At 50.2% G+C, this 24508-nt stretch carries 23 protein-coding genes and 1 pseudogene; 15 read left to right on the forward strand and 9 right to left on the reverse strand.

Features of this window, described 5'->3' with window-relative positions; all coding sequences use genetic code 11:
- Positions 1-516 (forward strand): AAA family ATPase (locus tag Q1A40_RS22055; RefSeq protein WP_300005714.1); only part of this gene is annotated, 516 nt, incomplete at its 5' end.
- 218 nt (positions 517-734) lie between these two features.
- Here Q1A40_RS22055 and Q1A40_RS22060 read toward each other — a convergent pair.
- Positions 735-1238 carry a DUF6622 family protein gene (locus Q1A40_RS22060; protein WP_300005717.1) on the reverse strand — a complete coding sequence of 168 codons (504 nt, stop codon included), beginning with the start codon at positions 1236-1238 and terminating at the stop codon, positions 735-737.
- 439 nt (positions 1239-1677) lie between these two features.
- Between Q1A40_RS22060 and hpxA the strand changes: the two genes are divergently transcribed.
- Together hpxA and puuE are read left to right on the forward strand one after the other, a co-directional pair.
- Positions 1678-2421 carry an allantoin racemase gene (hpxA, locus tag Q1A40_RS22065; RefSeq protein WP_300005720.1) on the forward strand — a complete coding sequence of 248 codons (744 nt, stop codon included), beginning with the start codon at positions 1678-1680 and terminating at the stop codon, positions 2419-2421.
- A gap of 17 nt (positions 2422-2438) precedes the next feature.
- The gene (gene puuE / locus Q1A40_RS22070) at positions 2439-3377 is read left to right on the forward strand and encodes an allantoinase PuuE (RefSeq protein WP_300005723.1); all 939 of its coding nucleotides are present in this window, start codon (positions 2439-2441) and stop codon (positions 3375-3377) included.
- 164 nt (positions 3378-3541) lie between these two features.
- Here puuE and hpxZ read toward each other — a convergent pair whose 3' ends face one another.
- The 4 genes from hpxZ to hpxW are packed head-to-tail and all read right to left on the reverse strand — an operon-like array spanning position 3542 to position 7100.
- Positions 3542-3928, reverse strand: a complete 387-nt coding sequence (hpxZ, locus tag Q1A40_RS22075) for an oxalurate catabolism protein HpxZ (RefSeq protein ID WP_300005726.1) — start codon at positions 3926-3928, stop codon at positions 3542-3544.
- Positions 3925-5322: an AtzE family amidohydrolase gene (locus Q1A40_RS22080; RefSeq protein ID WP_300005728.1), complete on the reverse strand. Its 1398-nt coding sequence runs from the start codon at positions 5320-5322 to the stop codon at positions 3925-3927. The genes hpxZ and Q1A40_RS22080 overlap by 4 nt, the downstream gene beginning before the upstream one ends.
- On the reverse strand, positions 5319-5507 hold the full coding sequence (hpxX, locus tag Q1A40_RS22085) for an oxalurate catabolism protein HpxX (protein ID WP_300005730.1): 189 nt from the start codon (positions 5505-5507) through the stop codon (positions 5319-5321). Before hpxX ends, Q1A40_RS22080 begins: the two co-directional genes overlap by 4 nt.
- A 9-nt stretch (positions 5508-5516) precedes the next feature.
- The gene (gene hpxW / locus Q1A40_RS22090; RefSeq protein WP_300005733.1) at positions 5517-7100 is read right to left on the reverse strand and encodes an oxamate amidohydrolase; all 1584 of its coding nucleotides are present in this window, start codon (positions 7098-7100) and stop codon (positions 5517-5519) included.
- Positions 7101-7360: 260 nt separating this feature from the next.
- Here hpxW and hpxU point away from each other — a divergent pair, with 260 nt between their 5' ends.
- The 8 genes from hpxU (at position 7361) to Q1A40_RS22130 (ending at position 14108) form a co-directional block, all read left to right on the forward strand.
- On the forward strand, positions 7361-8200 hold the full coding sequence (gene hpxU, locus Q1A40_RS22095) for a MurR/RpiR family transcriptional regulator HpxU (protein ID WP_300005735.1): 840 nt from the start codon (positions 7361-7363) through the stop codon (positions 8198-8200).
- Between the two features lie 213 nt (positions 8201-8413).
- Positions 8414-9199, forward strand: coding sequence for a transporter substrate-binding domain-containing protein (locus Q1A40_RS22100; protein ID WP_300005737.1), 786 nt, complete (start codon positions 8414-8416; stop codon positions 9197-9199).
- Positions 9200-9208: 9 nt separating this feature from the next.
- Positions 9209-9874 carry an amino acid ABC transporter permease gene (locus Q1A40_RS22105; protein ID WP_300005739.1) on the forward strand — a complete coding sequence of 222 codons (666 nt, stop codon included), beginning with the start codon at positions 9209-9211 and terminating at the stop codon, positions 9872-9874.
- The gene (locus Q1A40_RS22110; RefSeq protein WP_300005771.1) at positions 9874-10530 is read left to right on the forward strand and encodes an amino acid ABC transporter permease; all 657 of its coding nucleotides are present in this window, start codon (positions 9874-9876) and stop codon (positions 10528-10530) included. Before Q1A40_RS22105 ends, Q1A40_RS22110 begins: the two co-directional genes overlap by 1 nt.
- On the forward strand, positions 10511-11248 hold the full coding sequence (locus Q1A40_RS22115; protein WP_300005741.1) for an amino acid ABC transporter ATP-binding protein: 738 nt from the start codon (positions 10511-10513) through the stop codon (positions 11246-11248). The genes Q1A40_RS22110 and Q1A40_RS22115 overlap by 20 nt, the downstream gene beginning before the upstream one ends.
- A 14-nt stretch (positions 11249-11262) precedes the next feature.
- Positions 11263-12504 (forward strand): alanine--glyoxylate aminotransferase family protein, encoded by a 1242-nt coding sequence (locus tag Q1A40_RS22120; RefSeq protein WP_300005743.1) that lies wholly within the window; start codon positions 11263-11265, stop codon positions 12502-12504.
- Positions 12501-13760, forward strand: coding sequence for an allantoate amidohydrolase (gene hpxK, locus Q1A40_RS22125; RefSeq protein ID WP_300005746.1), 1260 nt, complete (start codon positions 12501-12503; stop codon positions 13758-13760). Before Q1A40_RS22120 ends, hpxK begins: the two co-directional genes overlap by 4 nt.
- 153 nt (positions 13761-13913) lie before the next feature.
- Positions 13914-14108, forward strand: a complete 195-nt coding sequence (locus Q1A40_RS22130) for a ribbon-helix-helix protein, CopG family (protein ID WP_300005749.1) — start codon at positions 13914-13916, stop codon at positions 14106-14108.
- A gap of 43 nt (positions 14109-14151) precedes the next feature.
- Here Q1A40_RS22130 and dauA read toward each other — a convergent pair whose 3' ends face one another.
- The 4 genes and pseudogenes from dauA to Q1A40_RS22150 all read right to left on the reverse strand — a co-directional run bounded on the left by dauA (position 14152) and on the right by Q1A40_RS22150 (position 18553).
- The gene (gene dauA, locus Q1A40_RS22135; RefSeq protein WP_300005752.1) at positions 14152-15846 is read right to left on the reverse strand and encodes a C4-dicarboxylic acid transporter DauA; all 1695 of its coding nucleotides are present in this window, start codon (positions 15844-15846) and stop codon (positions 14152-14154) included.
- 322 nt (positions 15847-16168) lie between these two features.
- Positions 16169-16276 (reverse strand): annotated as a pseudogene (locus Q1A40_RS22140) (VapC toxin family PIN domain ribonuclease); the annotation flags it as partial.
- 263 nt (positions 16277-16539) lie between these two features.
- Positions 16540-17421, reverse strand: coding sequence for an arginase family protein (locus Q1A40_RS22145; protein ID WP_300005754.1), 882 nt, complete (start codon positions 17419-17421; stop codon positions 16540-16542).
- A gap of 37 nt (positions 17422-17458) precedes the next feature.
- Positions 17459-18553, reverse strand: a complete 1095-nt coding sequence (locus Q1A40_RS22150) for an NADH:flavin oxidoreductase (RefSeq protein ID WP_300005757.1) — start codon at positions 18551-18553, stop codon at positions 17459-17461.
- A 102-nt stretch (positions 18554-18655) separates the two neighbouring features.
- On the opposite strand from Q1A40_RS22150, the gene Q1A40_RS22155 reads away from it, so the two are divergent.
- The 4 genes from Q1A40_RS22155 to Q1A40_RS22170 form a co-directional block, all read left to right on the forward strand.
- Positions 18656-19537 carry a LysR family transcriptional regulator gene (locus tag Q1A40_RS22155; RefSeq protein ID WP_300005760.1) on the forward strand — a complete coding sequence of 294 codons (882 nt, stop codon included), beginning with the start codon at positions 18656-18658 and terminating at the stop codon, positions 19535-19537.
- Between the two features lie 224 nt (positions 19538-19761).
- A complete protein-coding gene (locus Q1A40_RS22160) occupies positions 19762-20148 on the forward strand; it encodes a VOC family protein (protein WP_300005763.1) in 387 nt (128 codons plus the stop codon).
- A 626-nt stretch (positions 20149-20774) separates the two neighbouring features.
- Positions 20775-22187, forward strand: coding sequence for an NADP-dependent phosphogluconate dehydrogenase (gene gndA / locus Q1A40_RS22165; protein WP_300005766.1), 1413 nt, complete (start codon positions 20775-20777; stop codon positions 22185-22187).
- 754 nt (positions 22188-22941) lie between these two features.
- A partial coding sequence (locus tag Q1A40_RS22170; RefSeq protein WP_300005769.1) for a methyl-accepting chemotaxis protein occupies positions 22942-24508 on the forward strand: 1567 nt, incomplete at its 3' end.

Raw genomic sequence — 24508 nt, forward strand, 5'->3', positions numbered from 1 at the left:
CGCGACGGCGAAGGGCGCGAAATCGATTTTCGTAATACCGTTATTTTGATGACGTCCAACCTCGGCAGCGACCTGATTATGCAGCAGCTGGATGAACAGCCAGACAGCACCGAAGCGGATCTTCAGGAATGGCTGCGCCCGGTTCTGCGCGACCACTTCCAGCCCGCACTGCTGGCGCGCTTTCAGGCCGTGATTTATCGTCCGCTGAGCGAGCGCGCGATGCGCATGATTGTCGAGATGAAACTCGGCCAGGTCAGCCAGCGCCTTGACCGCCACTACGGCCTGAGCACGCATATCGGAGAGCCGTTATACCAGGCGCTGACAAATGCCTGTTTGTTACCGGACACCGGCGCGCGTAACGTCGACAGTCTGCTGAACCAGCAGATCCTGCCGGTACTCAGCCAGCAGCTGCTGACCCATATGGCGGCCAGAAAAATCCCGTCCTCCCTGTTACTTGGCTGGGATGAAGAAGAGGGTGTGGTGATGGAGTTCGATATACAGACCTCAGAAGAATAACCATGAGTGACACCTTTATTAACAGAGCCCAGATCTTGCACAGCAAATGCAGATCCAGCCCCGGCGATATGAGGTGTCACTAACTTGCTCTTCCCCGAATATTGCTGTGAAACAGTGCGCCACCGTTTTTGGCGGAAGATGATAATTTCTTGCTTCCGCCTGTAGGATGAAATGGCGACATTCTCCTTAGCTGTCGCATATAGCAGTAGGTAAAAGCGTCAGGCCAGGGGTCGACGCAATGATTTATAATATTTTCTTAGTAACCAGCTACGGGCAATAAAAAAGCCCGAGATAAAACCTGATGAAATGAAAAATAAGATCAGTTGCGGCGTGGAGAGGGCTTGTATACCGCCGCGAACCGCAGCCTGATAACCAAGATAATAACGCAGGGAAAAATAAGACAGAAGTAACAATAACGTAACGACACTGCCCGGGATTATCAAAGTATTAGCTTTTTTACCGAGTTTAATCAATTGGTTATCCAATAAACAACGAGAGGTGAATGCACCTGCTATTGCTGCAACTGCCCATACTGGTATCGTCATTAATGGCTGAGGATAATAATAAAAAGTAATGATAGATAAAAAAATAAATACCACAGGAAAAATCAGCACCTGCCGTAAATTGATCTCGCGGGTAAAACATCCCCGTACGCCTAAATAAATTAATGCCAGGAAAGTGAAATAAACCCATACAGGTGTATGTTGCAGTATCTCCAGCATTGTGTTTTCCAGTGGTCAAAATACCCTGTTCTTTTATACGTCAATTCTTAAATATCTGACAAGAGCGTTGACTCACATTTCAGCCATCACATATCCCCCTTCTGGCATGATTTCTGGACCTCTTCCTTCCATCAATTCCCTCCATAGCATATCCGTCCGATATTTTATCTGGTTGGCATGAAACCTGCTTTACTGATGAAAAGTATTTAACGGGCAGGCCATCAGGATAGTGACTCACCAGATAGCGGGCTTTCAGGCACTGGATCGGTACCAGGATAATAACTGGCAGACCAGAGGAACGGTAGCGCTTTATGGTTGTGCAAATAGCTGTGCAATGGTTGTGTTAATGCCCCAATCCGGTTCACGACTAAAGGCACACAAATCTGCGACGGGAACGGGCCTGATTTCGGCAGATTATTTGCAAGTTTAAGGAGTTGTAATGACAGAGATCTGTATACAAGTGATTAATCCCAATACCAGCCCCGGGATGACCGAAACTATTGCCCGTGCGGCACGGAACGCGGCGGCAGCTGGAACGCAGATCCTCGCGGTTTGCCCGAATGATGGCGTGCCATCCATTGAAGGACATTTTGATGAGGCCATTGCCACTATCGGGGTGTTAGAACAGATAAAAGCAGGGCGAGAGCAGGGCGTTTGCGGACACATTATCGCCTGTTTTGGCGATCCGGGGTTACTGGCCGCACGTGAACTGGCACAGGGGCCGGTTATCGGTATTGCCGAAGCAGCAATGCATATGGCGACCTTGGTCGCGACACGTTTTTCTGTCGTCACCACACTCCCACGTACGCTGATTATCGCTCGCCATCTGGTACACCAGTACGGTTTCCAGAACCACTGCGCGGGGCTGCATGCTATTGACCTACCCGTGCTTTCGCTTGAAGACGGCAGCGGCCAGGCACAAGAAAAGGTACGTGCACGCTGTATTCAGGCCTTAAAAGAGGATGGCTGCGGGGCGATTGTGCTGGGCTGCGGTGGTATGGCGACGCTCGCCGAGGAACTCACCCGTGAGTTGCGGGTACCGGTAATCGACGGCGTGAGTTCAGCCGTAAAAATGGTGGAGTCCTTGGTCGCATTAGGCCTGACGACCAGTAAACGGGGCGATCTCGCCTTCCCTGAGCCGAAAATGTTAAGCGGTAAATTTCAGGCATTCAATTCCGACTAAATGGAGAGATACCGTCCATGCTGACAGAACAGAATTACCCGCGCGATCTACGAGGATATGCCGGTCAGCCACCCCATGCTCGCTGGCCAGGTCAGGCACGGATTGCGGTGCAGTTTGTGCTGAATTATGAGGAAGGGGCAGAGAACCATATTCTGCACGGTGATGCCGGTTCAGAGCAGTTTCTCTCTGATATTATCGGGGCGGCGAGCTATGAGGCGAGACATATGTCGATGGACTCATTATATGAATATGGTAGTCGTGCCGGATTCTGGCGTATTCACCAGGCATTTCGTGAGCGCGGCCTGCCATTGACGGTGTTTGGTGTGGGTATGGCCCTGGCCCGTCATCCTGATATTGTTGCGGCTATTAAAGAAGCGAATTACGACGTGGTCAGCCATGGCTGGCGATGGATCCATTATCAGCACATGGATATCGCCCAAGAGCGTGAACATTTACAAAAAGCAGTGCATGTCTTGACTGATTTGTTTGGTAAATCTCCAACCGGCTGGTATACCGGCCGTGACAGCCCGAATACCCGCCAGCTGGTTGCCGAACATGGCGGCTTTGATTACGACAGCGACTATTATGGGGATGATTTGCCCTTCTGGACCGAAGTGCAATGCCGGGATGGCTCTCGTAAACCACATCTGATAGTTCCCTATACCCTTGATACCAATGATATGCGTTTTGCGACAGCTCAGGGATTCAATACCGCCGAGCAATTTTATACTTATCTGAAAGACAGCTTTGACGTACTGTACGCGGAAGGGGAGCACACGCCGAAAATGATGTCAGTGGGTATGCACTGCCGGCTATTAGGACGTCCGGGACGTTTTCGATCTTTGCAGCGCTTTCTCGATTATATTCAACAGCATCAACAGGTATGGGTCTGTACCCGCCAGCAGATTGCCGACCACTGGCGAAAGGAGCATCCATTCCGTCCGTCCAGTCTGTAGCCCGGCTAAGAGAGCTTCACCGGGTATATACCCGTCATACTTTAAGTTTCTTGGGTGTTGCCTGCGTCCAGCCCGCCGAATCACAGAGTTTACCTGTGCTCATCGACGGGCTGAACTGGGCGCCTACAAGCAACTCGAATTATTTTGGGTATACACGACCAGAATTAACTCATTAAACTGACTTGAGCGGCAACAATACGCCAGCCTGTTGGAAAACGGACCCATGTTTGTTGCTGCCGACCTGTGCTGACACTGCCTTCACGAGTAAATTCAGTGCTACACACTGCATAATCTTCACCAAACGTCGTGATGACTGTCTGGCGTAACGTACGTTGTAGCCCGGCAGATGGCCGTGCGGCTCGGAAGGCACGAATTTCATCAATACCGTAGAGATTTTCTCCGGCGCCGAGACGTACCGTGCGTTTATCATGCCAGAACAGCTCATCCAGTACTGCGATATCATTGCTGACCAGCGCCTGTTCATAGCGATAAAAAGCGGTCCTGACCTCAGCCAGTACCTCAGGCCGATTAATATTATCCTGCGTCATCATAGAGTTATCTCCGCACAGTGAGCATCTGTGCAATTCATAGTTTCCAGTACCCGGGCGACGCGCAGACAGGCTTGTTCATTGAACGGGGAGGCTATCAGCTGTACGCCAATCGGGCTGCCAGTGGCAGTGCGAAGGGGGACGGTGACAACCGGCAATCCGAGGAAAGAAATGGGCTGAGTAAGCATCCCCATACTGGCGCGTATTGGCAATGACTGTCCGTTAATTTCCATATTCTGCTGACCGATAACCGTTGCACTGCATGGCGTTGCCGGGGCTATCAGCACATCAACATGGCGGAACAGGTCAGCGGCTAACTGTTGTGCATGACGACGAAAACGCTGGGCTTGTAGATACCAGACCGAAGGGATCATCGCCCCCGCGAGCAGGCGTTCCCGGGAATGAGGTTCAAAACGTTCCGGTTCACGACGCAATGCCGGCAGGTACTGATTACCGCCTTCAGAAGCACTGATAATAAATGCGGCAGAACGTGCCAGCTCTGCTTCTGGAAGAAGGAACTCCTCCCGGGCGTTGAGCTCCCGGGCGACCCGAGCGACTGCCTCTCTGGCATCGTCATCACACCACTGAGAAAAGTAGCCCCCCAGCACACCACAGCGCAGGGAGCCCAGCCCGCGGTTGAGCTGGGCATAGCCTGGTTCAACCGCCCTGGATGCCTGAAAACCATCATCGCTATCGTGACCCTGTAACGTATCGTATACCAGCGCTAAATCACTGACATTACGGGCAAAGGGGCCAATATGATCAAGACTGGCGACAAACGGCTGGCTGCCGGCGCGGGACAGACGGCCAAAGGTCGGTTTCAGTCCGAAGATCCCACACAGCGAGGCCGGAACACGAATCGAGCCATTAGTGTCACTGCCCAAGGAAAAATGAACCAGACCAGCAGCGACTGCTGCGGCCGACCCCCCAGATGAACCGCCAGCAATACGTTGCAAATCATGGGGATTACGCGTAGCGCCATAGTGGCTGTTTTCTGTAGTGAAACCATAAGCGTAAGCATCCATATTCAACATGCCAGACAACATTCCACCCGCGGCCTGAATCTGACGTATCGCCCAGCTATCCTGACGTGCTTGCGCTGAGTCACTGAACAGTTTCGCCCCCGCGAGCGTGGTTTCACCGGCAACATCAAACAGATTTTTGACGGCATAGGGGATGCCCGCCAGTGCAGGCAGAGGTTGTCCGGTGCGGATCAATGTATCAATCTGGTCGGCTTCGGCAAACATTCTCTTTTCCGTGATATGCGTCCAGGCATTGATTTGCGGATTAACGCGGGCTATACCATCGAGGGTGGCACGAGCGATTTCTCTGGCACTCAGTTCACCCCCGGCGAGCGCCCCCTGAATGTCCGCAATCGTCATCTGATTGAACTTCATGCCTTATACACTCCCGCTATTTCGACTCGATTGTCCAGCGGGTAAGCCATCAGCGGTTCGGCCATGCTCGCAATACGATGGAACTGAAGCCGCAGTTCACTACGACGGGTGTCATCCAGCTCCAGGGCAAGAACCCGCTCCATTTGCGCAAGCCAGGCGTTCCAGTCAGTTTCAGTATGTTTCATGACAGACTCCTAATATCCGGCGGCAGTGCCGTTACTACGGGGATCCGATGCCCCCTCAAACAGGCCGTTAGGGTGGCGGACAATCGCTCCGGCGTGGCCCATGATTTCACTAAAATCAGCCAGAACTTCAACTTCATGTCCCAGCTCTTGCAAACGGTTGATACTTTGTGGCGTAAAACGACCTTCCAGTTTCAGTGAGTCAGACGTTTGTCCCCAGGTGCGACCAAGTAACCAGCGTGGCCGGGCAATACTTTCCTGGAGTGGAACACCTTGCAGGACATAACGGGTAAAGATGGCAGCCTGAGTTTGCGGCTGGCCGTCGCCTCCCATCGAACCATAGACCATTACCCGGCCATCATTCAGGCGGGCAGCCGCAGGATTTAACGTATGGAAAGGCTGTTTACCCGGAGCGAGCACAAGCAGATGGTCAGGGTCGAGGCTGAATGATGCGCCACGGTTTTGCCAGACAATACCTGTGTCTGGCAGTACGATACCGCTGCCAAATTCGTGATACAGACTCTGGATAAACGAAACCGCCAGTCCGCTACTGTCCATTACCCCCATCCAGACAGTATCACCAGGTCCTTTGCCTTTACCCCAGGAGGCAGCCTGCTGGTCATCAATGTTATCAGCCATCTGTTGCAGTACCTCGGGTGTCAACAGACTCTGAATATCAACATCAAGGTGCAACGGGTCAGTGATATGGGCATCCCGCAGGGCAAAGGCAAGTTTGGTTGCTTCAACAATACGGTGTACCGTTTGTGCATCATCGGCGTCGGCCATGGCCAGATTATCCGTGATACCGAGGATAGCCAGAGATACTAGTCCCTGAGTGGGCGGCGCAAGATTCCACAGTTCCCCTTGTTGATGCTGCAGTTTTAAGGGTTCCGGGCGGCGAGCCTGGTGCTGATTCAGGTCATCAAGCGTGATGGGAAGCCCATATTTTTCCATACCCTCAGCCAGACGTTGTGCCAGGGGGCCGCGATAGAAACTATCGAGACCGTCTTCAATAAGACATGTTAGCGTTGAGGCAAGGGCGGGCTGACGAAACAGACTTCCGGCTGACGGAGGCTTATCATTAATCAGAAACGTCTCTGCAAAACCTGGCAGAGAGTGTAGCTCCTCCAGTTTACCGAAGGTTGCACTCTCTTGTGACGGTGTCACAGGGATGCCGTCTGTGGCATAACGCACCGCATCGCCCAGCAGGCGCGCCAGTGGCAGTGACTGGCCGGTTAGCGTATGGGAGACTTTAAGCGCCTCATGCCAGCCGCTGACCGTCCCGGCAACCGTTAGTGCGGCTTGAGCGCCACGGTGTGGGATCTCTGTCAGCCCACGATAAGCTTCAAGTGTCGCCAGTGAACCGGCAGCCCCCGAAGCATCTATCGCAATGGGGTTACCTGCAGGCGGAACGATAAGCCAGAAACCGTCGCCACCCAGACCGTTCATATGCGGATAAACCACCGCAATAGTTGCCGCCGCAGCGACCATAGCTTCGATAGCGCTTCCACCTTCACGCAACACCGCAAGCGCACTTTGGCTTGCCAGATGGTGAGGGGCAACTGCCATCCCGTGTACCGATACATTACTCTGCATGAATTATCCTTACCCGTTTTGCGGTTACATACCTGTCATACTTCAAGTTGCCTGGATGTTGCGTGAGGCGAACCGAATCACATGGTTTATCTATGCTCATCGCTGTTCATCACTTCGCTCCGACAAGTCACTCGAACTATTTTGGGTAGAGTTGCAAAAGCTGTTCCAGGTTGAGCGTAAAGTTTCAGAACAAATAATTGGCACGTATTGTGATGTAGTTTGCAGGTATAATTTGATGAAACAAAAGTTGCAGGGGATTTATGGAACAACTTGATGAACGGCTGAAGGGGCAGTATGCGACGTTGTCGCCCCAGGAACAGCGCGTGGCAGATTTTATCTTTGACCACTTTGACGACTTGATCAGTTATAACAGTGCAGAACTGGCGAAGCTGAGCGGGGTATCAAAAGCCACGGTAAGCCGCCTGTTTAAACGACTCGGTTATGATAAGTATAAAGATATGCGCGATGAACTGCGCACCTTGCGTCAGAGCGGTATGCCGCTGACTGATAATCGTGATGCAGTGCAAGGGAATACCTTACTGGCGCGGCATTATAAACAAGAAATGGCGAATCTGACCCAGTGGGTGAGCGCACTCGATGCCGGGCAATTTGCCGGTAGTCTTAATGGTATGGTGCGTGCAAGGCGCATTATCGTTATCGGGATGCGTAACTCTTGGCCTGTGGCGCTGCATCTACGTCAACAGCTGCTCCAGTCGCGTGGACAGGTACTGGTTTTACCCCAGCCGGGACAAAGTTTAAGTGAAGAGCTGGTTGATTTAACCCCTGAGGATTTTGTCGTGGTTATCGCCTTTCGCCGCCGCCCACGTATTATTCGGGCGCTTTTGCAGCAGTTACAACAAAGAGAGATCCCGGTGCTCTTGATGTGTGAGCCCCAGGCCTACAGTTTGTTTCCCCTGGCGCGCTGGCGGCTTTGTGCACCACTGGACAGTGTGTCCGCCTATGACAGTTATGCCGCGGTCAACAGTTTGATCAATCTGCTGGCAAATGCTTTTTTGCATGAAACCCTGGAGAAAGGCCGTCCGCGTATTCAAGATATTGCCGCACTTTATCAGCAAATGGATGAGCTTGAGCAACGATAATGGGGACTCAAGCTGGTGCTTTGCCTTGTTTTAGTGCAAGAAAACCGTGAGAAAACGATCTGCGTTTTCTCACTTTCTCCTTCCGGTTGCTGTTTACTCACTCTTTTATCGTTTATCAAGTCACAGACGTTCTGTTTTTTATGGTTGGCACATTAGTTGCAGAAGTTTGTTTTAAGAATCTTTTGTTTCATACTAATGTCACAGGAAAATACCATGAAAAAAATCTTAATCGCCCTGGCAGGAGCCGTTTGCCTGTTAACACAAATCTCTACTGCCGGAGCCGATCAGCTCCAGGATATCGAAAAACGCGGGACCATTCGTATTGCAGTCCCACAGGATTTTCCTCCGTTTGGATCGGTGGGAACCGACCTCCAGCCTCAGGGCTATGATATTGATATGGCGCACTACCTTGCTAAACAACTGAAAGTGAAACTGCAGCTGGTTCCGGTGACCAGCGCTAACCGGGTTCCTTACTTACAAACCGATAAAGTGGACTTGGTTATCTCCAGTCTGGGCAAAAATCCGGAACGCGAAAAGGTGATTGATTTTAGTCGTCCTTATGCGCCGTTTTTCCTTGGCGTATTTGGCCCGAAAGAGAGTGAGTTAAAAGAGGTCGCAGGCCTTGGTGGAAAAACGGTTGGAGTGACCCGTGGTGCGGTGGAAGATATGGTCCTGACCGAGATCGCGCCAAAAGAAGCGCAAATTAAACGTTATGAAGATAACAATACGACCTTATCCGCTTATCTTTCTGGTCAGGTGCAGTATGTGGCGACTGGTAACCTGGTGGTGGCTGCCATTGCCCGGCAGAATCCGGCAAAAGCGCCGGTACCGAGCTTTATGTTGAAAGATTCTCCCTGTGTTATCGGCCTGAGAAAGAATGAACCTGCACTCAAAGCGAAAATCGATGCGTTGATTGAGCAGGGGATCAAAGACGGCACGCTGGAAAAATTATCTCGAGAGTGGCTGAAGGCGCCATTACCTGCCGATTTTGCAGCTTAAGGTCAGCATATGACAGATCAACTTCATTTCTCTGAACTCTGGCAGCACTGGCCAGAGTTGCTGGCGGGCATGCTGGTCACGATTCAACTGGCGGTACTGACGACACTTGGTGGCTTGACTATCGGTATTTTCGGTGCGGCAATTCGTAGCGGACGTCCGGGCTGGTTCAGCCGCATATGGGGCGGCTATGTGGAGTTGATCCGTAATACACCCTTTGTGGTTCAGCTGTTCTTTATTGTCTTCGGTCTGCCGAATCTTGGCTTAAAGATGACCGCAGGAGAAGCCGCACTGCTGGCGATGATTATTAACCTTGGGGCCTACAGCACCGAGATAATCCGTGCCGGGATTCGGGTCTCGCCGAAAGGACAGTGGGAAGCCGGACGCGTTCTGGGATTAAGTCGTCTGCAAACCTTTATTCGCGTGATTTTGCCCCCGTCACTTCAGCGGATTTATCCCGCTCTCGTGAGTCAGTGCATTATCGTTATGCTGGGTTCAGCAGTGGTATCGCAGGTGTCCTATGAAGAGCTGACCTTTGCTGCCAACTTGATCCAGTCCAGAACATTTTTGAGCTTTGAGGTCTATCTGGTGGTCACCGGGATCTACTTAGTGCTTTCAATAATCATGCGCCAGCTGCTGATGGCCGCTGGGCGTAAATGGTTGAGGGTACCGGTATGATGTCAACTTTTACCGAATGGGACATTGTGCGTAATTTATTGCTGGCGGCACGCTGGACGGTCTTACTGTCGCTGGTAGCATTTATTGGTGGAGGGCTGGTGACACTCCCGTTGCTGCTATTACGCCTTACCGGCGGCCGGGGCATTAACTCTGTTATCCGGGGTTATATTGAGCTATTTCAGGGAACACCGCTGCTGATGCAGTTGTTTCTGGCCTTTTTTGGTATCGCATTATTGGGTATTGATATCTCGGCCTGGGCGGCGGCCTCCATTGCCCTGACACTCTATACCAGCGCTTTTTTACTCGATATCTGGTTTGGCAGCATTCGTGCATTACCGAAAGGACAGTGGGAGGCTTCGCGCTGCCTTGGACTCAGTTTTACCCAGACCCTGTGCCGCGTTATAACGCCCCAGGCGCTACGTATCGCTATTGCCCCGACCGTGGGTTTTGCGGTGCAAGTTATCAAAGGTACTGCGCTGGCCTCGATAATCGGTTTTGTCGAACTGACGAAAGCCGGAACCATGCTGACCAACGTCACTTATCAACCCTTTAAAGTCTTTGCGCTGGTCGCGCTGGGGTACTTCCTGCTGTGTTATCCGCTGTCCCGCTACAGCCGTTATCTGGAGAATAAATTTAATGCCTCTCATCACCATTAATCAGATGCAAAAGTACTACGGGGATAACCACGTACTGAAAGGTATCGATCTCGATATTGATATGGGCGAGGTGATTTCGATTATCGGCCGCAGTGGTTCAGGGAAAAGTACCTTACTGCGTTGTATCAACGGGCTGGAAAGCTACCAGGATGGCAGCATAAAACTGGGCGGCATGACCATTACTGACAAAGAGTCCCAGGCGCGTGAAATCAGTCGTTCAGTCGGCATGGTATTTCAGAACTTTAATTTGTTTCCGCATATGACTGCGCTGGAAAACGTCATGCTGGCCCCACGCCGGGTACTGAATAAAAGTGCCGCGGAATGTCGTGAGCTTGCCCGGCATATGCTGGAGAAAGTCGGGCTGGGTAATCGCCTGGATTACTATCCTTCCAGCCTGTCTGGTGGTCAGCAACAGCGTGTGGCGATTGCCCGGGCGCTGGCAATGTCGCCAAAGGTTTTGCTCTGCGATGAAATCACCTCAGCGCTGGATCCTGAGCTGGTAGGTGAAGTTCTTAAAGTACTGGAACAGCTGGCAGCAGAGGGGATGACACTGATCCTTGTGACGCATGAAATGAATTTTGCCCGCGAGGTGGGAGACAGAGTGGTGTTTATGCATCAGGGGAAAGTCTGGGAGCAGGGAGACAGTAAAACCCTGTTTGTTAGTCCACAGACGACTGAACTAAAACAATTTATCTCGTCCGTTCGCGGCTTGAACTGATTAAAGGGACCAAAATGGATATAGCTCAATTTTCACAAATCAATCCACCACCACGTCTGCTAATGGGGCCTGGACCGATTAATGCCGATCCTCGTGTACTGCGTGCTATGTCCAGTCAGTTGATTGGTCAGTATGATCCGGCGATGACCCACTATATGAATGAAGTGATGATGCTTTACCGCGGGGTGTTTCGTACTGAAAATCGCTGGACGATGCTGGTAGACGGAACTTCTCGCGCGGGTATTGAAGCCATTTTACTCTCCGCTATCCGCCCTGGTGATAAAGTGCTGGTCCCGGTTTTTGGTCGCTTTGGTCACCTGTTATGTGAGATTGCTCGCCGTTGTCGGGCAGAAGTGCATACCATTGAAGTGCCCTGGGGCGAAGTTTTTACGCCGGAGCAGATTGAAGAAGCGGTCAAGCGTGTTAAGCCCCGTTTGTTGCTGACAGTGCAGGGAGATACCTCAACCACAATGCTACAGCCGCTGGCAGAACTGGGAGATATTTGTCGCCGCCATAACGTACTTTTTTATACTGATGCTACCGCCTCACTGGGGGGGAATGCTCTGGAAACTGACGCATGGGGGCTGGATGCCGTCTCGGCAGGAATGCAAAAATGTCTGGGGGGCCCTTCTGGTAGTGCACCTGTCACGCTCAGTGCGCGTATGGAAGACGCGATCCGTGCGCGTAAATGCGTGGAGCAGGGGATCCGCACGGAAGCGCATATCGATGGCGCTGACGAAATGGTTTACTCCAACTATTTCGATCTTGGCATGGTGATGGATTACTGGGGCCCGGAGCGACTGAACCATCATACTGAAGCCACCTCAGCCCTGTTTGCCGCCCGGGAGTGTGCCAGACTGATTCTGCAAGAAGGTCTCGATAACGGTATTGCCCGACATAAACTCCACGGCGATGCATTGCTAAAAGGTATCCAGGCGATGGGGCTGGATACCTTTGGCAATCTGAAACATAAAATGAACAATGTCCTGGGGGTCATTATTCCCAAAGAGGTGAATGGCGACCAAGTGCGTAAACTGATGCTGGAAGATTTTGGCATTGAGATCGGTACCTCTTTTGGCCCGCTGCACGGTAAGGTGTGGCGTATCGGCACGATGGGGTATAACGCCCGTAAAGATTGTGTCCTGACCACGCTGAGTGCGCTGGAATCCGTACTGAATTATCTGAAATTCTCCACAGTCCAGGGCAGTGCGATGCAGGCCGCGTGGGATCACTATCTCGCTGAGAGTCCGGTATGAGTCGGCCCACAGAAAAACAGAGCCTGTGGGAGGAGGCTGCGGCACGGGTTATGGCTCGCGCCGATGAACTGGCGTTAATCAGCGAAACGCCGCTCTTTCTGACCCGGGTCTATCTCTCGGCCGAACATTTGCAAGCCAATCAGCAGGTCGCGCAATGGATGGTACAGGCTGGAATGCAAGTCTGGCAGGATAGCGTCGGCAATATTTGCGGTCGCTATGAAGCAGAGCAAGAAGGTGCGGCGGCTATTTTACTGGGATCTCATCTGGACACGGTCCGTAATGCCGGTCGCTATGACGGTATGCTGGGCGTCCTGACGGCGATTGAAGTGGTTCAGTCGCTGCACAACCAAGGGCGTCGGCTGGCAAAAGCGATTGAAATCGTTGGTTTCTGTGATGAAGAAGGAACCCGTTTCGGTATTACGCTGCTAGGGAGTCGAGGTTTGACAGGAAGCTGGCCTGAAAGCTGGCTGGAACAGGTCGATGCCCAGGGCGTGAGTGTCGCACAGGCGATGGTTAATATCGGGCTGGACCCTCTAAAAGTGCATCTGGCAAAACGCCCGCAGGAAGCGATTGCCGCTTACCTGGAGTTGCATATTGAACAAGGCCCGTGTCTTGAGCAGGCGGGGCTGGCTTTGGGCGTCGTTGAAGCGATTAATGGTGCCCGGCGGCTTAACTGTCGCTTTACCGGTGAAGCGGGTCACGCAGGAACGGTACCCATGCATCATCGTCGTGATGCGCTGGCAGCGGCTGCGCAGTGGATGGTGTTGATTGAGTCGATGACCCGCCAGCAGAGGGACAATCTGGTGGCTACCGTGGGCACTTTACGTTGTGAGCCGGCTGCGGTGAATGTTATCCCCGGTGAAGTGGTACTGACACTGGATATTCGCGGCCCGCAAGACCCGCCCTTAGAAGCATTACTGAATGCTTTGCTTGAGGGTGCTCAGGAGATTGCCCGTGCGCGTCACTTGCAGTTTGATGCACAAGAGTTCTACCGTATTCCGGCCACGGCCTGCTCGCCAGAATTGCAGGGGGTCTTAACCGACGCCGTCTCTGAGGTACAAGGCCAGTCTCTGACGCTACCCAGTGGTGCAGGGCATGATGCGATAGCCATCAACAAATGCTGGCCGGTGGGCATGCTGTTTGTGCGCTGTAAAGGGGGGATCAGTCATCATCCTGCGGAGTCGGTCATGGAAGCTGATATTGCTTTGGCGATTGATGCCTTCAGCCGTGCGACGACGGTGCTGGCGGAAAAATAAGCATAAATCAGTGTGGGAGGCTTTATCACTGCAGTCTGTAAACTTTTCAATCAATGGTGTATGAGTAAGCAGAGAGTTTTTTATGTATGAGTGGGTGTCGTCTGGCAGACATGATATTATAATCAGATTATCATAAATAGGGACGATAACACTGTGGAAAAGAAAACAGCCAGACTGACGATACTGATTGATCCTGATAAGAAGAAGGCGCTGGAGACGCTCTGTGAGCGGCAAGATCTAACGCCGTCCCAAGTGATTCGTCAGCTTATTCGCGAGTATCTGCAAAAACACGGCGTTGAATATGCCACTCAGACCGGGACGACAGACTCTAAGGCTGAAAAACCTTAGTTTATAGAGACCACGGCGCCTGATAGCGACGCCGTGGTCTTTGTCACTGTTGTATCTCTAACTCCTGAAGCGCTTCTGGCAGCGTCGAATAGAATGACAGCCGTCCTTCAATCGGTTGTATTTGTGCCCGTGCCAGGGTTTTAAGAGGCTGGAAAGGAATATCGGTGATAACCAAATGTTTTCCTTCCGGTAGCACTTCAATAAAGCGCTGCAGAGCATTCAGACCACCGGCATCCAGTACCGGTACCGCATCCCACTGTAAAACGACCGTCTGATAGTCTTGAGCATGTACCAGCAACTCATCAAAAATACGTTCGGCCGCGGCAAAAAATAACGGCCCGTTTACGCGCAGCACCTGAATATCATCGGTTGCTGTCAGCGGAGTCAGACGTGTCATTCTTGCTATTCGCCGCATAAACAGCAGTGAGGCGAGTAAAATCCCGACGGTGATTGCAATCACCATATCGAATAAGACTGTCAGGCTCATACAGAACAACATCACCAGGATGTCATCTTTAGGTGCCCTTCGTAGCAGGTAGACGACCTTATGCGCCTCGCTCATATTCCAGGCAACAATCAGTAGCAGGGCAGCCATTGCCGCCAGAGGCAGGTACGATAGCCAGGACGCCAAAGCCAGCAATGCCAGAAGCACTAATAAAGCATGGATCACAGCAGCTATCGGGGATGTTGCTCCGGCACGCACATTGGCAGCAGAGCGGGCAATGGCGGCTGTGGCCGTTATTCCGCCAAAGAAAGGCGCGATGATATTCCCCACTCCCTGACCCAGCAGTTCACCGTTGGCGCTATGTTTGGTTCGAGTCATACCATCAAGTACGACGGCGCAGAGTAAGGATTCAATGGCCCCCAGGACGGCCATTGAAAATGCGGCTGGCAACAGGGCGGAAACAGTCTGCCATGTCAGTTCCATAGGTTGACCATTAGCCGCGGGTAAATCCCAAGGGAACATCAAGTGGGGAAGAATAGGGGGAATGCCTTGGCCCTGGGTACCATCGGCCAGTTGATAGGTAAAACTGGAACCGATGGTTGCGACGTCATGTCCGAACAGGCTAAGTAACCCCATCACGGCCGTTCCTGCGACTAATGCGGGTAGATGACCTGGGATCCGTAGTCTCAGTTTAGGCCAGTAGATAAGAATAAACAGCGTAACGCCACCTGTCAGGGTATCCGCCAGATGCAGGGTCGGCAGAGCGGTAGCCAGAGCCTGGACTTTGCTGATGTAGGTTTCAGGCATATGCGATAGTTGCAGCCCGAAAAAGTCCTTGATTTGCATGGTAGCAATCGTGATACCGATTCCCGAGGTAAAACCCAGGGTGACGGGCAGGGGAATATATTCAATCAGCCGTCCCACTTTTGCCAGTCCCATAATCACCAGCATGATCCCCGAGAGAAGCGTCGCGACGAGCAGACCCGACAAGCCAAACTGCTGTGAGACTGGATATAAGATAACGACAAATGCCGCTGTCGGACCAGAAACGCTATAGCGGGATCCACCGCTAATGGCGATCACCAGACCGGCGATCGCCGCGGTATACATACCATACTGGGGAGGCACGCCACTGGCTATTGCCAATGCCATAGCCAGTGGAATAGCAATAATACCGACGGTGATACCCGCAATCGTATCTTTGAGTAAACGTTGGCGTGAATAGCGTTCCTGCCAGCAAGCGGCACGCAGCGCGCTAAACAGGCGGACAGTATTAATTTTGGGTGTAGTCATGACAAATAGTAGCCAAATCAGTGACAGGAAATGACATGGCGGGCCGGATAAGGTCCGTCTCGGATAGACCATATACTTTACGGGCGTCAGATGAAATCGACACCCTTATATACCCAAAATAATTCGAGTTGCTTGTAGGCGAGCCTCAGGCATGCAACACCCAGGTAACTTGAGGTATGACGGGTATAGATGTTAATAGTATTACAATGCTATTGGCATAGGATACTGCTAACACCGGGTAAAAGCCAGACCAGATAGTCGCCGGTTAACACTTCTGAGAAGGGGGATTGTTGAGGGAATATTGTACTCAGCGACAGGCTTATCAGCACCAGTCCTCTACCCTGATGGCAGGAATGCGCTCAGACGCCTTAAGAGTATTGGTTACCACTGTCAATCCGCGACTACGGGCATGGCCTGCAATCACTGGGTCACAATTAGGTTAATGATATTTTTGAACAATATTAACCGGGGCGGTTTTCTATGATGTTTTCCGTTCCCCAGACGGAGGCCTAATAGTTAGGCCATGTAACAACTTTTGTGGCTGGGCAGTCTGACACATCACTTATGTAAATGAAGTCCTCTGTGTGCCAGAAGCGGACGATGGGAATGTGAGAGTTGAAGTACTTCAAATATCTTATATAAGCAGTCCGCACATTCTATAGGTGAACGTGCAGACTACATAAGTTCTGGCATTTACTCGTTCATAATAGGAAGCTTTTTAAGAAACTCTTTAAGATTCCAGGCATCCCACGGCAGATGTTCGGTAATACCTATGATCACAATTTCTGCTTCAGCAGAGACATCACGGATGATCCTGAGCGTCTGAGCAAGATTCAGTTTTCCTACCGGATACACCGCCTGCCAGTCAAACTCAGGTTCAGGCTCCGCGAACAACAGTGAACGGAAGACGTCCGGATTGAGGACGTCTAGGTCCAGATGCACTGCCAGTTTTCGGATGTTCTGTTCTTTTATCCAGCGAGTGATCCTGTCACTGTCCTCATAAAGCTCTTCCGGTCGGGCGACCTGCAGACCTAGATCGCTGATAACGGCCGCTTCCTGCTCCGTCAGCCCTTCTTCAATCAGGCCTGCATACATGACGCGTGAGGGGGCTACCGGGGTTTTTACTTTTGACGCAAATTCCGGATCGCCGCCGCCTAAAAGATTACCCAGTACCATAGTATGGCCGTTGGTAAAATCGCGCGGAGTCTTCACATCAGGGTGTGAATCGATCCAGAGTACGCCCATTTCGCCATTGTGCCTGTCGTTCATCCAGGCAAAGGGAGCCAGGTCTACAAGGCAGTCTCCGCCAAACACCACGATATGATCCGGCTCTTCTTTTTCCAGCACAGCCCAGGCCTCATCATGCTGGCTGAGTAATTGCCTGCGATAAAGCAGACCCTCTTCTGGCTCAGGCGTGTCCGGGCTAAATTCCGGCACGCTTATAGTATGCAGAGGGGAGCGCGTCTCCGGAGAGAGCCAGTGCAGCAACCGGGCACCAAGTCCGTAGAGCTCCTGGTTGCCACCCTGCCACTGTGGAAATAAAATCCTGATGGTTTTTTTCGACTTGTCAGTCATATTAACTCCCTGTTTTCAGTACCGCTGGTGATAACAATTAAAAACGCTCTTTTTCCTTAATGTCCGCAACCGGCGAGAGAATATCGCCAGGCAGATCGTGGAGTGACAGACCGACTTTGACTTTTAGTGGCCAGTCAGGATTGGCAAGTGCAGCCTTGCCAATGGAAACAAAGTCCGCCCCCATACTCAGAAGCTTTTCTGCCGTTTCACCGTCATCCAGCCCGCCGTTAGCAATGATGACAGTCTCCGGAGCGGCTTCTCGGGCAAGTTCAACAAGGCTCTTATCGCTGTCCTCGAATGCAGGAAGCCAGGATTTGTATTCGGTCACATGGATATAGTCCACGCCGGCATCGGCGAGCAGACTAAATATTGTCCTGGCGCCTGCCTCTCCTTCTTTCCATTTATGATGAAAATCGTTTACTTTTCCCTGCGAAATCCTGACACCCAGCATCTTATCTGTGCCAATTTTGCTGCGTACGGTACGGATAACTTCCAGCGTAATGGCCAGCCGGTTTTCCAGGGAACCACCCCATCCATCAGTACGCTGGTTGGTATAATCAGTCAGGAACTGGTCAAGCAGGTATCCGTTCGCCGCATGGATCTCAACCCCGTCGAATTCTGCATCACTGACGGCACGCTCCGCGCTGTCAGCAAAACTGGAGATGATGTCGCGGATCTGCTCTTCACTGAGTGCTTGGGGTGTGTGGTATTCTCCGGAACCATAGTAGAACTCAAGCTGCTGCCCTTTAGGTTTTACGGCGGAAGGACCGGTAGAGCCCGGACGGTAGATATTTTTCTGAGACAATGCGCCGGCATGAATGAGCTGGGCTATAACTCGTGCACCGTTCTGATGCGTTTTTGCAACAATATCTTTCCAGCCGGAGAGCTGTTCTTCATTCACGATGCCTGGCTGAAACGCATAGGTCTGTGACCACGTCTGGTCAATGTAGATCCCTTCGGTGATGATGGCGCCAAAACCTCCCCGGGCAAAACGGGAGTAATAATCCTGCATTTTTTTACCCGGTACGCCGGTTTCAGACGCAGAGATACGCGTCATAGGGGCAACCATAATGCGATTGCGGAACAGGATACGGTTAATGGATTTGACTTCATATAAAGATGCGTGGTGCATGGTAACTCCTTAGTAGCGATTATAATGAAAATAATTATAATGCCGGTGCCATGAACGTTATACTGGTAAATCATGCATCGCTGTATAACGGAAATAGATATAATGAATCTACGAGATGTCGAACTGTTCACCATCCTTGCTGAAACCTGCAATCTTTCTCAAACCGCACGCAGACTTGGCATGAGCGCGATGAGCGTGTCGCGACATCTCGCTCAGTTAGAAAAGGATTTAGGTGCGCGTCTGTTTCAGCGTACGACCCGCGCGGTCTCGCTGACCAGTGAGGGCGAAGAATTTCTTCCCTATGCCAGAACCATGCTGGAAGCAGAGCAGGGTGTGCGAATTATGTTCAGCGATGACACCGTCGGTGCATCAGGCCTCTTGAAGGTCACTGCGCCCTCCGGCATCGGCCGACGATACATACTTCCTCTGCTGCCGGAACTCATGGAACGGAATCCGAAGATGAAAGTCGATCTCAACCTCAGTGATAACGTGGTGGATATAGTGGGCCAGGGATACGATGTGGCCATCAGGGTCGCCCCGCTCAGGGATTCAAACCTGATTGCCCACAAACTCAGCAGTAATCCCCGGGTTCTCTGTGCCTCACCTGCTTATCTTTCCCAGTACGGGATCCCCACCACTTTGGCAGAACTGACCAATCATCAGTGTCTGAAAACGGCAATGGTGTCACAGTGGACATTTGTGAAAGATGGAAATCTACTCAGTCATCTATTTGAGCCACGGTTCATTTGTAACAATGTAGAAGGCGTCCGAAGTATGTGTAAGGCTGGTGCGGGCCTGGCACAATTAACTAAAGCAGATATTCACTCTGAACTTGCAACTGGAGAACTTGTTGAAATAACACTTAGTGATGCGAAATCCCACATGCTGGCAATATGGGCGTTGTTTCCGACAAAGCGCTACTTGCCATGCCGTGTTACTGTCTTTCTTGATGCTTTTAAGTCGTCGCTGGAGAGGCTTATCTGATGAATTTTATGTTTAAATTTTGCAGAAAGTGATGAAGCCATAATGTCCGCTTCTCGCTCGTAGCGGACCTTCAGCACACCGCCTACGTCTGCTCGGTGCCAAGAACGGACGTTAACAAGGTGAGATACTTCGTAGGCTCCCAGCGACAAATTGAAAACATGATAACGTGTAAACTCAAACAGGGTGCCAACCTTCAAGCAGCATCCTCTCCAGGAGAACCCCAGATGTTTACTCATATGCGTATCGCCAAACCCGTCATCAATCTTGAAAGGTCTTTTCGGATGTACAGTCAGGGACTGGGGCTGCACAAAATTGCTGAATTCAACGATCATGACGGTTTCAATGGAATAATGTTAGGGCGGGAAGACTTAAGTTGGCACATAGAATTCACTTTTTGCCATAACCATCCCGTTCAACCTTTGCATACTGAGGAGGATTTACTCGTTCTTTATTACCCGGATGAAAATGAATGGATGCATGCCTGTAAAAGAATGATCGATGCTGATTTCAGAATGACAAAGTCATTCAATCCTTACTGGGATGTGAACGGAAGGACATTTGTTGACTTCGACGGATATAGAGTAGTTATTCAGAACAAGGCGTGGGCATAAGTCTAATAACACTTTTGCTGTTCGCTCATAGCAGCCTGTCCATAGAACTCCTGTCTGTCAGCCTCTCTTTTTCCGGGGGCAGGAGGCTTCACGCGGCATTGTCATCCGACAAACCGGGTTTTAGGTTGGCTGGAAGTCGTGCCGGAGATGTTATCTGATGGTAAATCGCGTATTTAGCACTCCAGGTAAATTCCTCGGTCATTTGAATTTTATACTTGCGTATGCTATTCGTGATACAAATCACAATTGTATGCTTATAATATTGCGCCAGTCGTCAGTATTATTATGCTAAAGGCGAGATGTTACCGGTAACTTTAAGGTTTTTAGTCAGTCCAAAGGTATTAAAAAGTACGCGTGTTACAGGATATTAACATTTATAATGATAGCGCTGAGAGGATTAAAACCGCTTATCACTATTTTTCTCTCCATCCTGTGTATGTATCCTTGGCAATTGAAACTGCTGATAATAGCTGTCATATTTTGTCGAAATTTTTTGGTCAGTACGAGATTTGTCACCACGTTGGGATGGCGTTGTACATGAAAGGGAGAAGGTGACGGTGTTTTAGTCATATGCTGTGTTTCATTTTTTTAATCAATTTGCTGTGATTACCAGACAGGAGTAAAGAATGTCCAAGCAACAAATCGGCGTTGTCGGAATGGCTGTAATGGGGCGCAATCTGGCGCTGAATATCGAAAGCCGCGGTTATACTGTGTCTATTTTTAACCGTTCCAGCGACAAGACCGAAGAAGTCGTTGCCGAGAACCCGGGTAAAAAACTGGTTCCTTACTATACGGTTAAAGAGTTTGTTGAGTCTCTGGAAACCCCACGCCGTATCCTGCTGATGGTGAAAGCGGGCGCAGGTACTGACAGTGCGATTGATTCCCTGAAACCTTTCCTTGAGAAAGGCGACATCATTATTGATGGCGGGAACACCTTCTTCCAGGACACCATTCGTCGTAACCGTGAACTGTCTGCTGAAGGCTTTAACTTTATTGGTACCGGTGTATCCGGTGGTGAAGAGGGCGCATTAAAAGGGCCTTCTATCATGCCGGGTGGCCAGAAACATGCTTACGAGCTGGTTGCGCCTATCCTGACCAAAATCGCCGCTGTTGCCGAAGACGGTGAACCTTGCGTGACCTATATCGGTCCGGACGGTGCGGGTCACTATGTGAAGATGGTACATAACGGTATCGAATATGGTGATATGCAGCTGATCGCTGAAGCTTATTCCCTGCTGAAGCACGGTCTGGGTCTGTCTAATGAAGAGCTGGCAACGACCTTTACTGAATGGAACCAGGGCGAGCTGAGCAGCTACCTGATCGACATCACCAAAGATATCTTCACCAAAAAAGATGAAGAAGGTAAATACCTGGTTGATGTGATTCTGGATGAAGCGGCGAACAAAGGTACCGGCAAATGGACCAGCCAGAGTTCACTGGACTTAGGTGAGCCTCTGTCTCTGATCACCGAGTCAGTTTTTGCCCGTTATATCTCATCGTTAAAAGAACAACGCGTTGCAGCCTCTAAAGTACTGACCGGTCCACAGGTTAAGGCTGTTGAAGGTGAAAAAGCGGAATTCAGCGAGAAAGTACGTCGCGCCCTTTACTTAGGTAAAATCGTTTCTTACGCTCAGGGCTTCTCTCAGCTGCGTGCAGCTTCAGAAGAGCACAACTGGGATCTGAACTACGGTGAGATCGCGAAGATTTTCCGTGAAGGTTGCATCATTCGTGCCCAGTTCCTGCAGAAAATTACCGATGCTTATGCGCAGAACCCGGCAATTGCTAACCTGCTGCTGGCGCCGTACTTTAAGAACATTGCTGATGAATACCAGCAAGCGCTGCGTGATGTTGTGGCTTATGCCGTTCAAAACGGTATCCCGGTACCGACCTTTGCAGCAGCTATCACTTACTATGACAGCTACCGTGCCGCGGTGCTGCCTGCCAACCTGATCCAGGCGCAGCGTGACTACTTCGGGGCGCATACTTATAAGCGTACCGATAAAGAAGGTGTGTTCCACACCGAGTGGCTGCAAGACTAATTCTAGGTTTTTAAGCCATAGTCAGGATGCCGCCTCTAAATGAAGCGGTATCCTGACAGTCATAAGGTTACAGCGCTATACAATAAGTGGCATTATCATTTCTCAGGTCTCCAGAACTAAGATTAAAAGGCATTCACAGAGTAGGTGATGTCATTCATATTTATAAATCCCTCTTTGTTACCGAAAAAGGAAATTACCTGAAAAAACAAGCCGATCGCTATTTTTCTGGTTGACAAAAAATATATCACCTGGCAAGAAAAATTTGATGCGTTAGTTATTATTAATAATATTAGCCGTCAGTAGTCTAAAAATAATATAAATACCAAAAGGAATATTCTGCTGCAGTCATCTGAATTATGAATTTTTATTCAACAACCAAAACCTCTATCTTAATACCCTTTTAATAAACTGCCCGAAAATAATAAGGTTTTTTTATTTCTCTCTTTGAAATAAAAATTTATCTTACGGCAGATTATTGTGTCAGTTAATGTACTTATGAAGATAGTTAGTCATTATTTTTACTTTTTACAGTTTTTTAATGAAAAAACGTTCATCCTTTCGTTAGAGTTTCCGTTAATAAGATAATGATAATGTCAAAGTAGCCTCTAAAAATGAAAATAGAACACTGGTTCTTATTTACATTCCTTTATTAAGGCTAAATGCAAATATGTTTTTTTTATGTAACGAGTAAGCTCCATCGGCGTATGAAAATATAATTTTATGGCTTGGTCTTGTGCATTAAGTAAGGGAAGGTATGTTTTTAGCAAATTTACGTATTGGGTTTAGACTGGGGGCAGGATTTTCTGTCCTTATCATCATGTTGTTTGTAGTGAGTTTTTTTTCACTTTCCAAGCTATCAGCCTTTCAGGATAACGCCAGAGGCATCGTGTTAGAAATCTATCCTGCAACCAAGGAGTCTAACAATCTTATCGACCTGGTGAATGAGCATTTTATCGGCTACTCACAGTTACTACTGTCGAGTGAGCAGACGCAGCGACAAGGATATCTGAACGATATTATGGCGCATCGTCAGGAAATTTCTACACTGCTTGCAAAAATTGAAAGTGGCATTACCAACGAAAACTCACGTAAATATACCGATACGATTAACCAATATCGTGCGCAGTTTTTAGCATCAGCGGATAAACTGCTGAGCGCAATGCAGGCTGGAAATCGTTATGAAGCAGCGGAAGAATTCAGTAATAACCTGAGTAAAATTCAGGTTCAGTATATCAAGGCAGTGAAGGATATGGCGTACTATCAGGGAGATGCTATGGATGCCTCAATAGAGGCGATGGCGGTTGAATATAATAATGCCCGTATGATTTTACTGATAGTTCTTGCGCTAGCGATTACTATCAGTGTTGTTATCGCTTATTTTCTTACCCGCAGTGTGACTCGCCCTATTCAGCGTGCTTTACAAGTTGCAGACAATGTTGCACAGGGAGACTTGACCTCTGAGATCAGCAGTACCAGCACCGATGAAACGGGATTATTACTGACCTCGCTGGATCATATGAATAGCAGCCTCAGTGCACTGGTCGGTCAGGTTCGTGATGGTGCTGATACCATTTCAATAGCGGCAACGCAAATTGCTGCTGGAAATCAGGATTTATCGTCACGTACTGAAGAACAGGCCAGTTCACTGGAAGAAACGGCCTCTTCGATGGAACAGCTGACTGCCACGATTAAAAACACGGCGGAAAATACCACTCAGGCGGCGAATATTGCTCATCAAGCGGCTGGCGCAGCGCAGAAAAGTGGCCAAGTCATGGCTTCCGTTACGGATAAAATGCGCGGGATCCGTGATTCTTCTCTGCGTATGGCAGAGATAATCAATGTGATTGATGGTATTTCATTCCAGACCAATATTCTGGCACTCAATGCTGCGGTAGAAGCGGCACGGGCAGGGGAACAAGGTCGCGGATTTGCCGTCGTCGCAGGAGAAGTGCGCTCCCTGGCCCAGTCCAGCGCCACGGCAGCCCGTGAAATAAAAGATTTAATTGATGACTCAGTGAGGAAAGTACAGGAAGGGATGTTACTGGTAAATACTGCCGAAGAAACCATCGACGGACTCACTGGTTATGTACGTGATGTGAACGAGGTCATCAGCGAAATTTCACAGGCGAGTCGTGAGCAGAGTGATGGTATTCATCAAATTAATATCGCTGTCGGACAAATAGATACCACGACCCAGCAGAATGCGGCCTTGGTCGAGGAGTCAGCTGCGGCAGCATTTTCACTGCAATCGAGTAGGAGGCGGGATCACTCCCGCCGTCCTCTCACACCACCGTACGTACGGTTCCGTATACGGCGGTTCA

Origin of the sequence: uncultured Cedecea sp., from assembly GCF_947498825.1 — a bacterium.
GTDB lineage: Bacteria > Pseudomonadota > Gammaproteobacteria > Enterobacterales > Enterobacteriaceae > JGM124.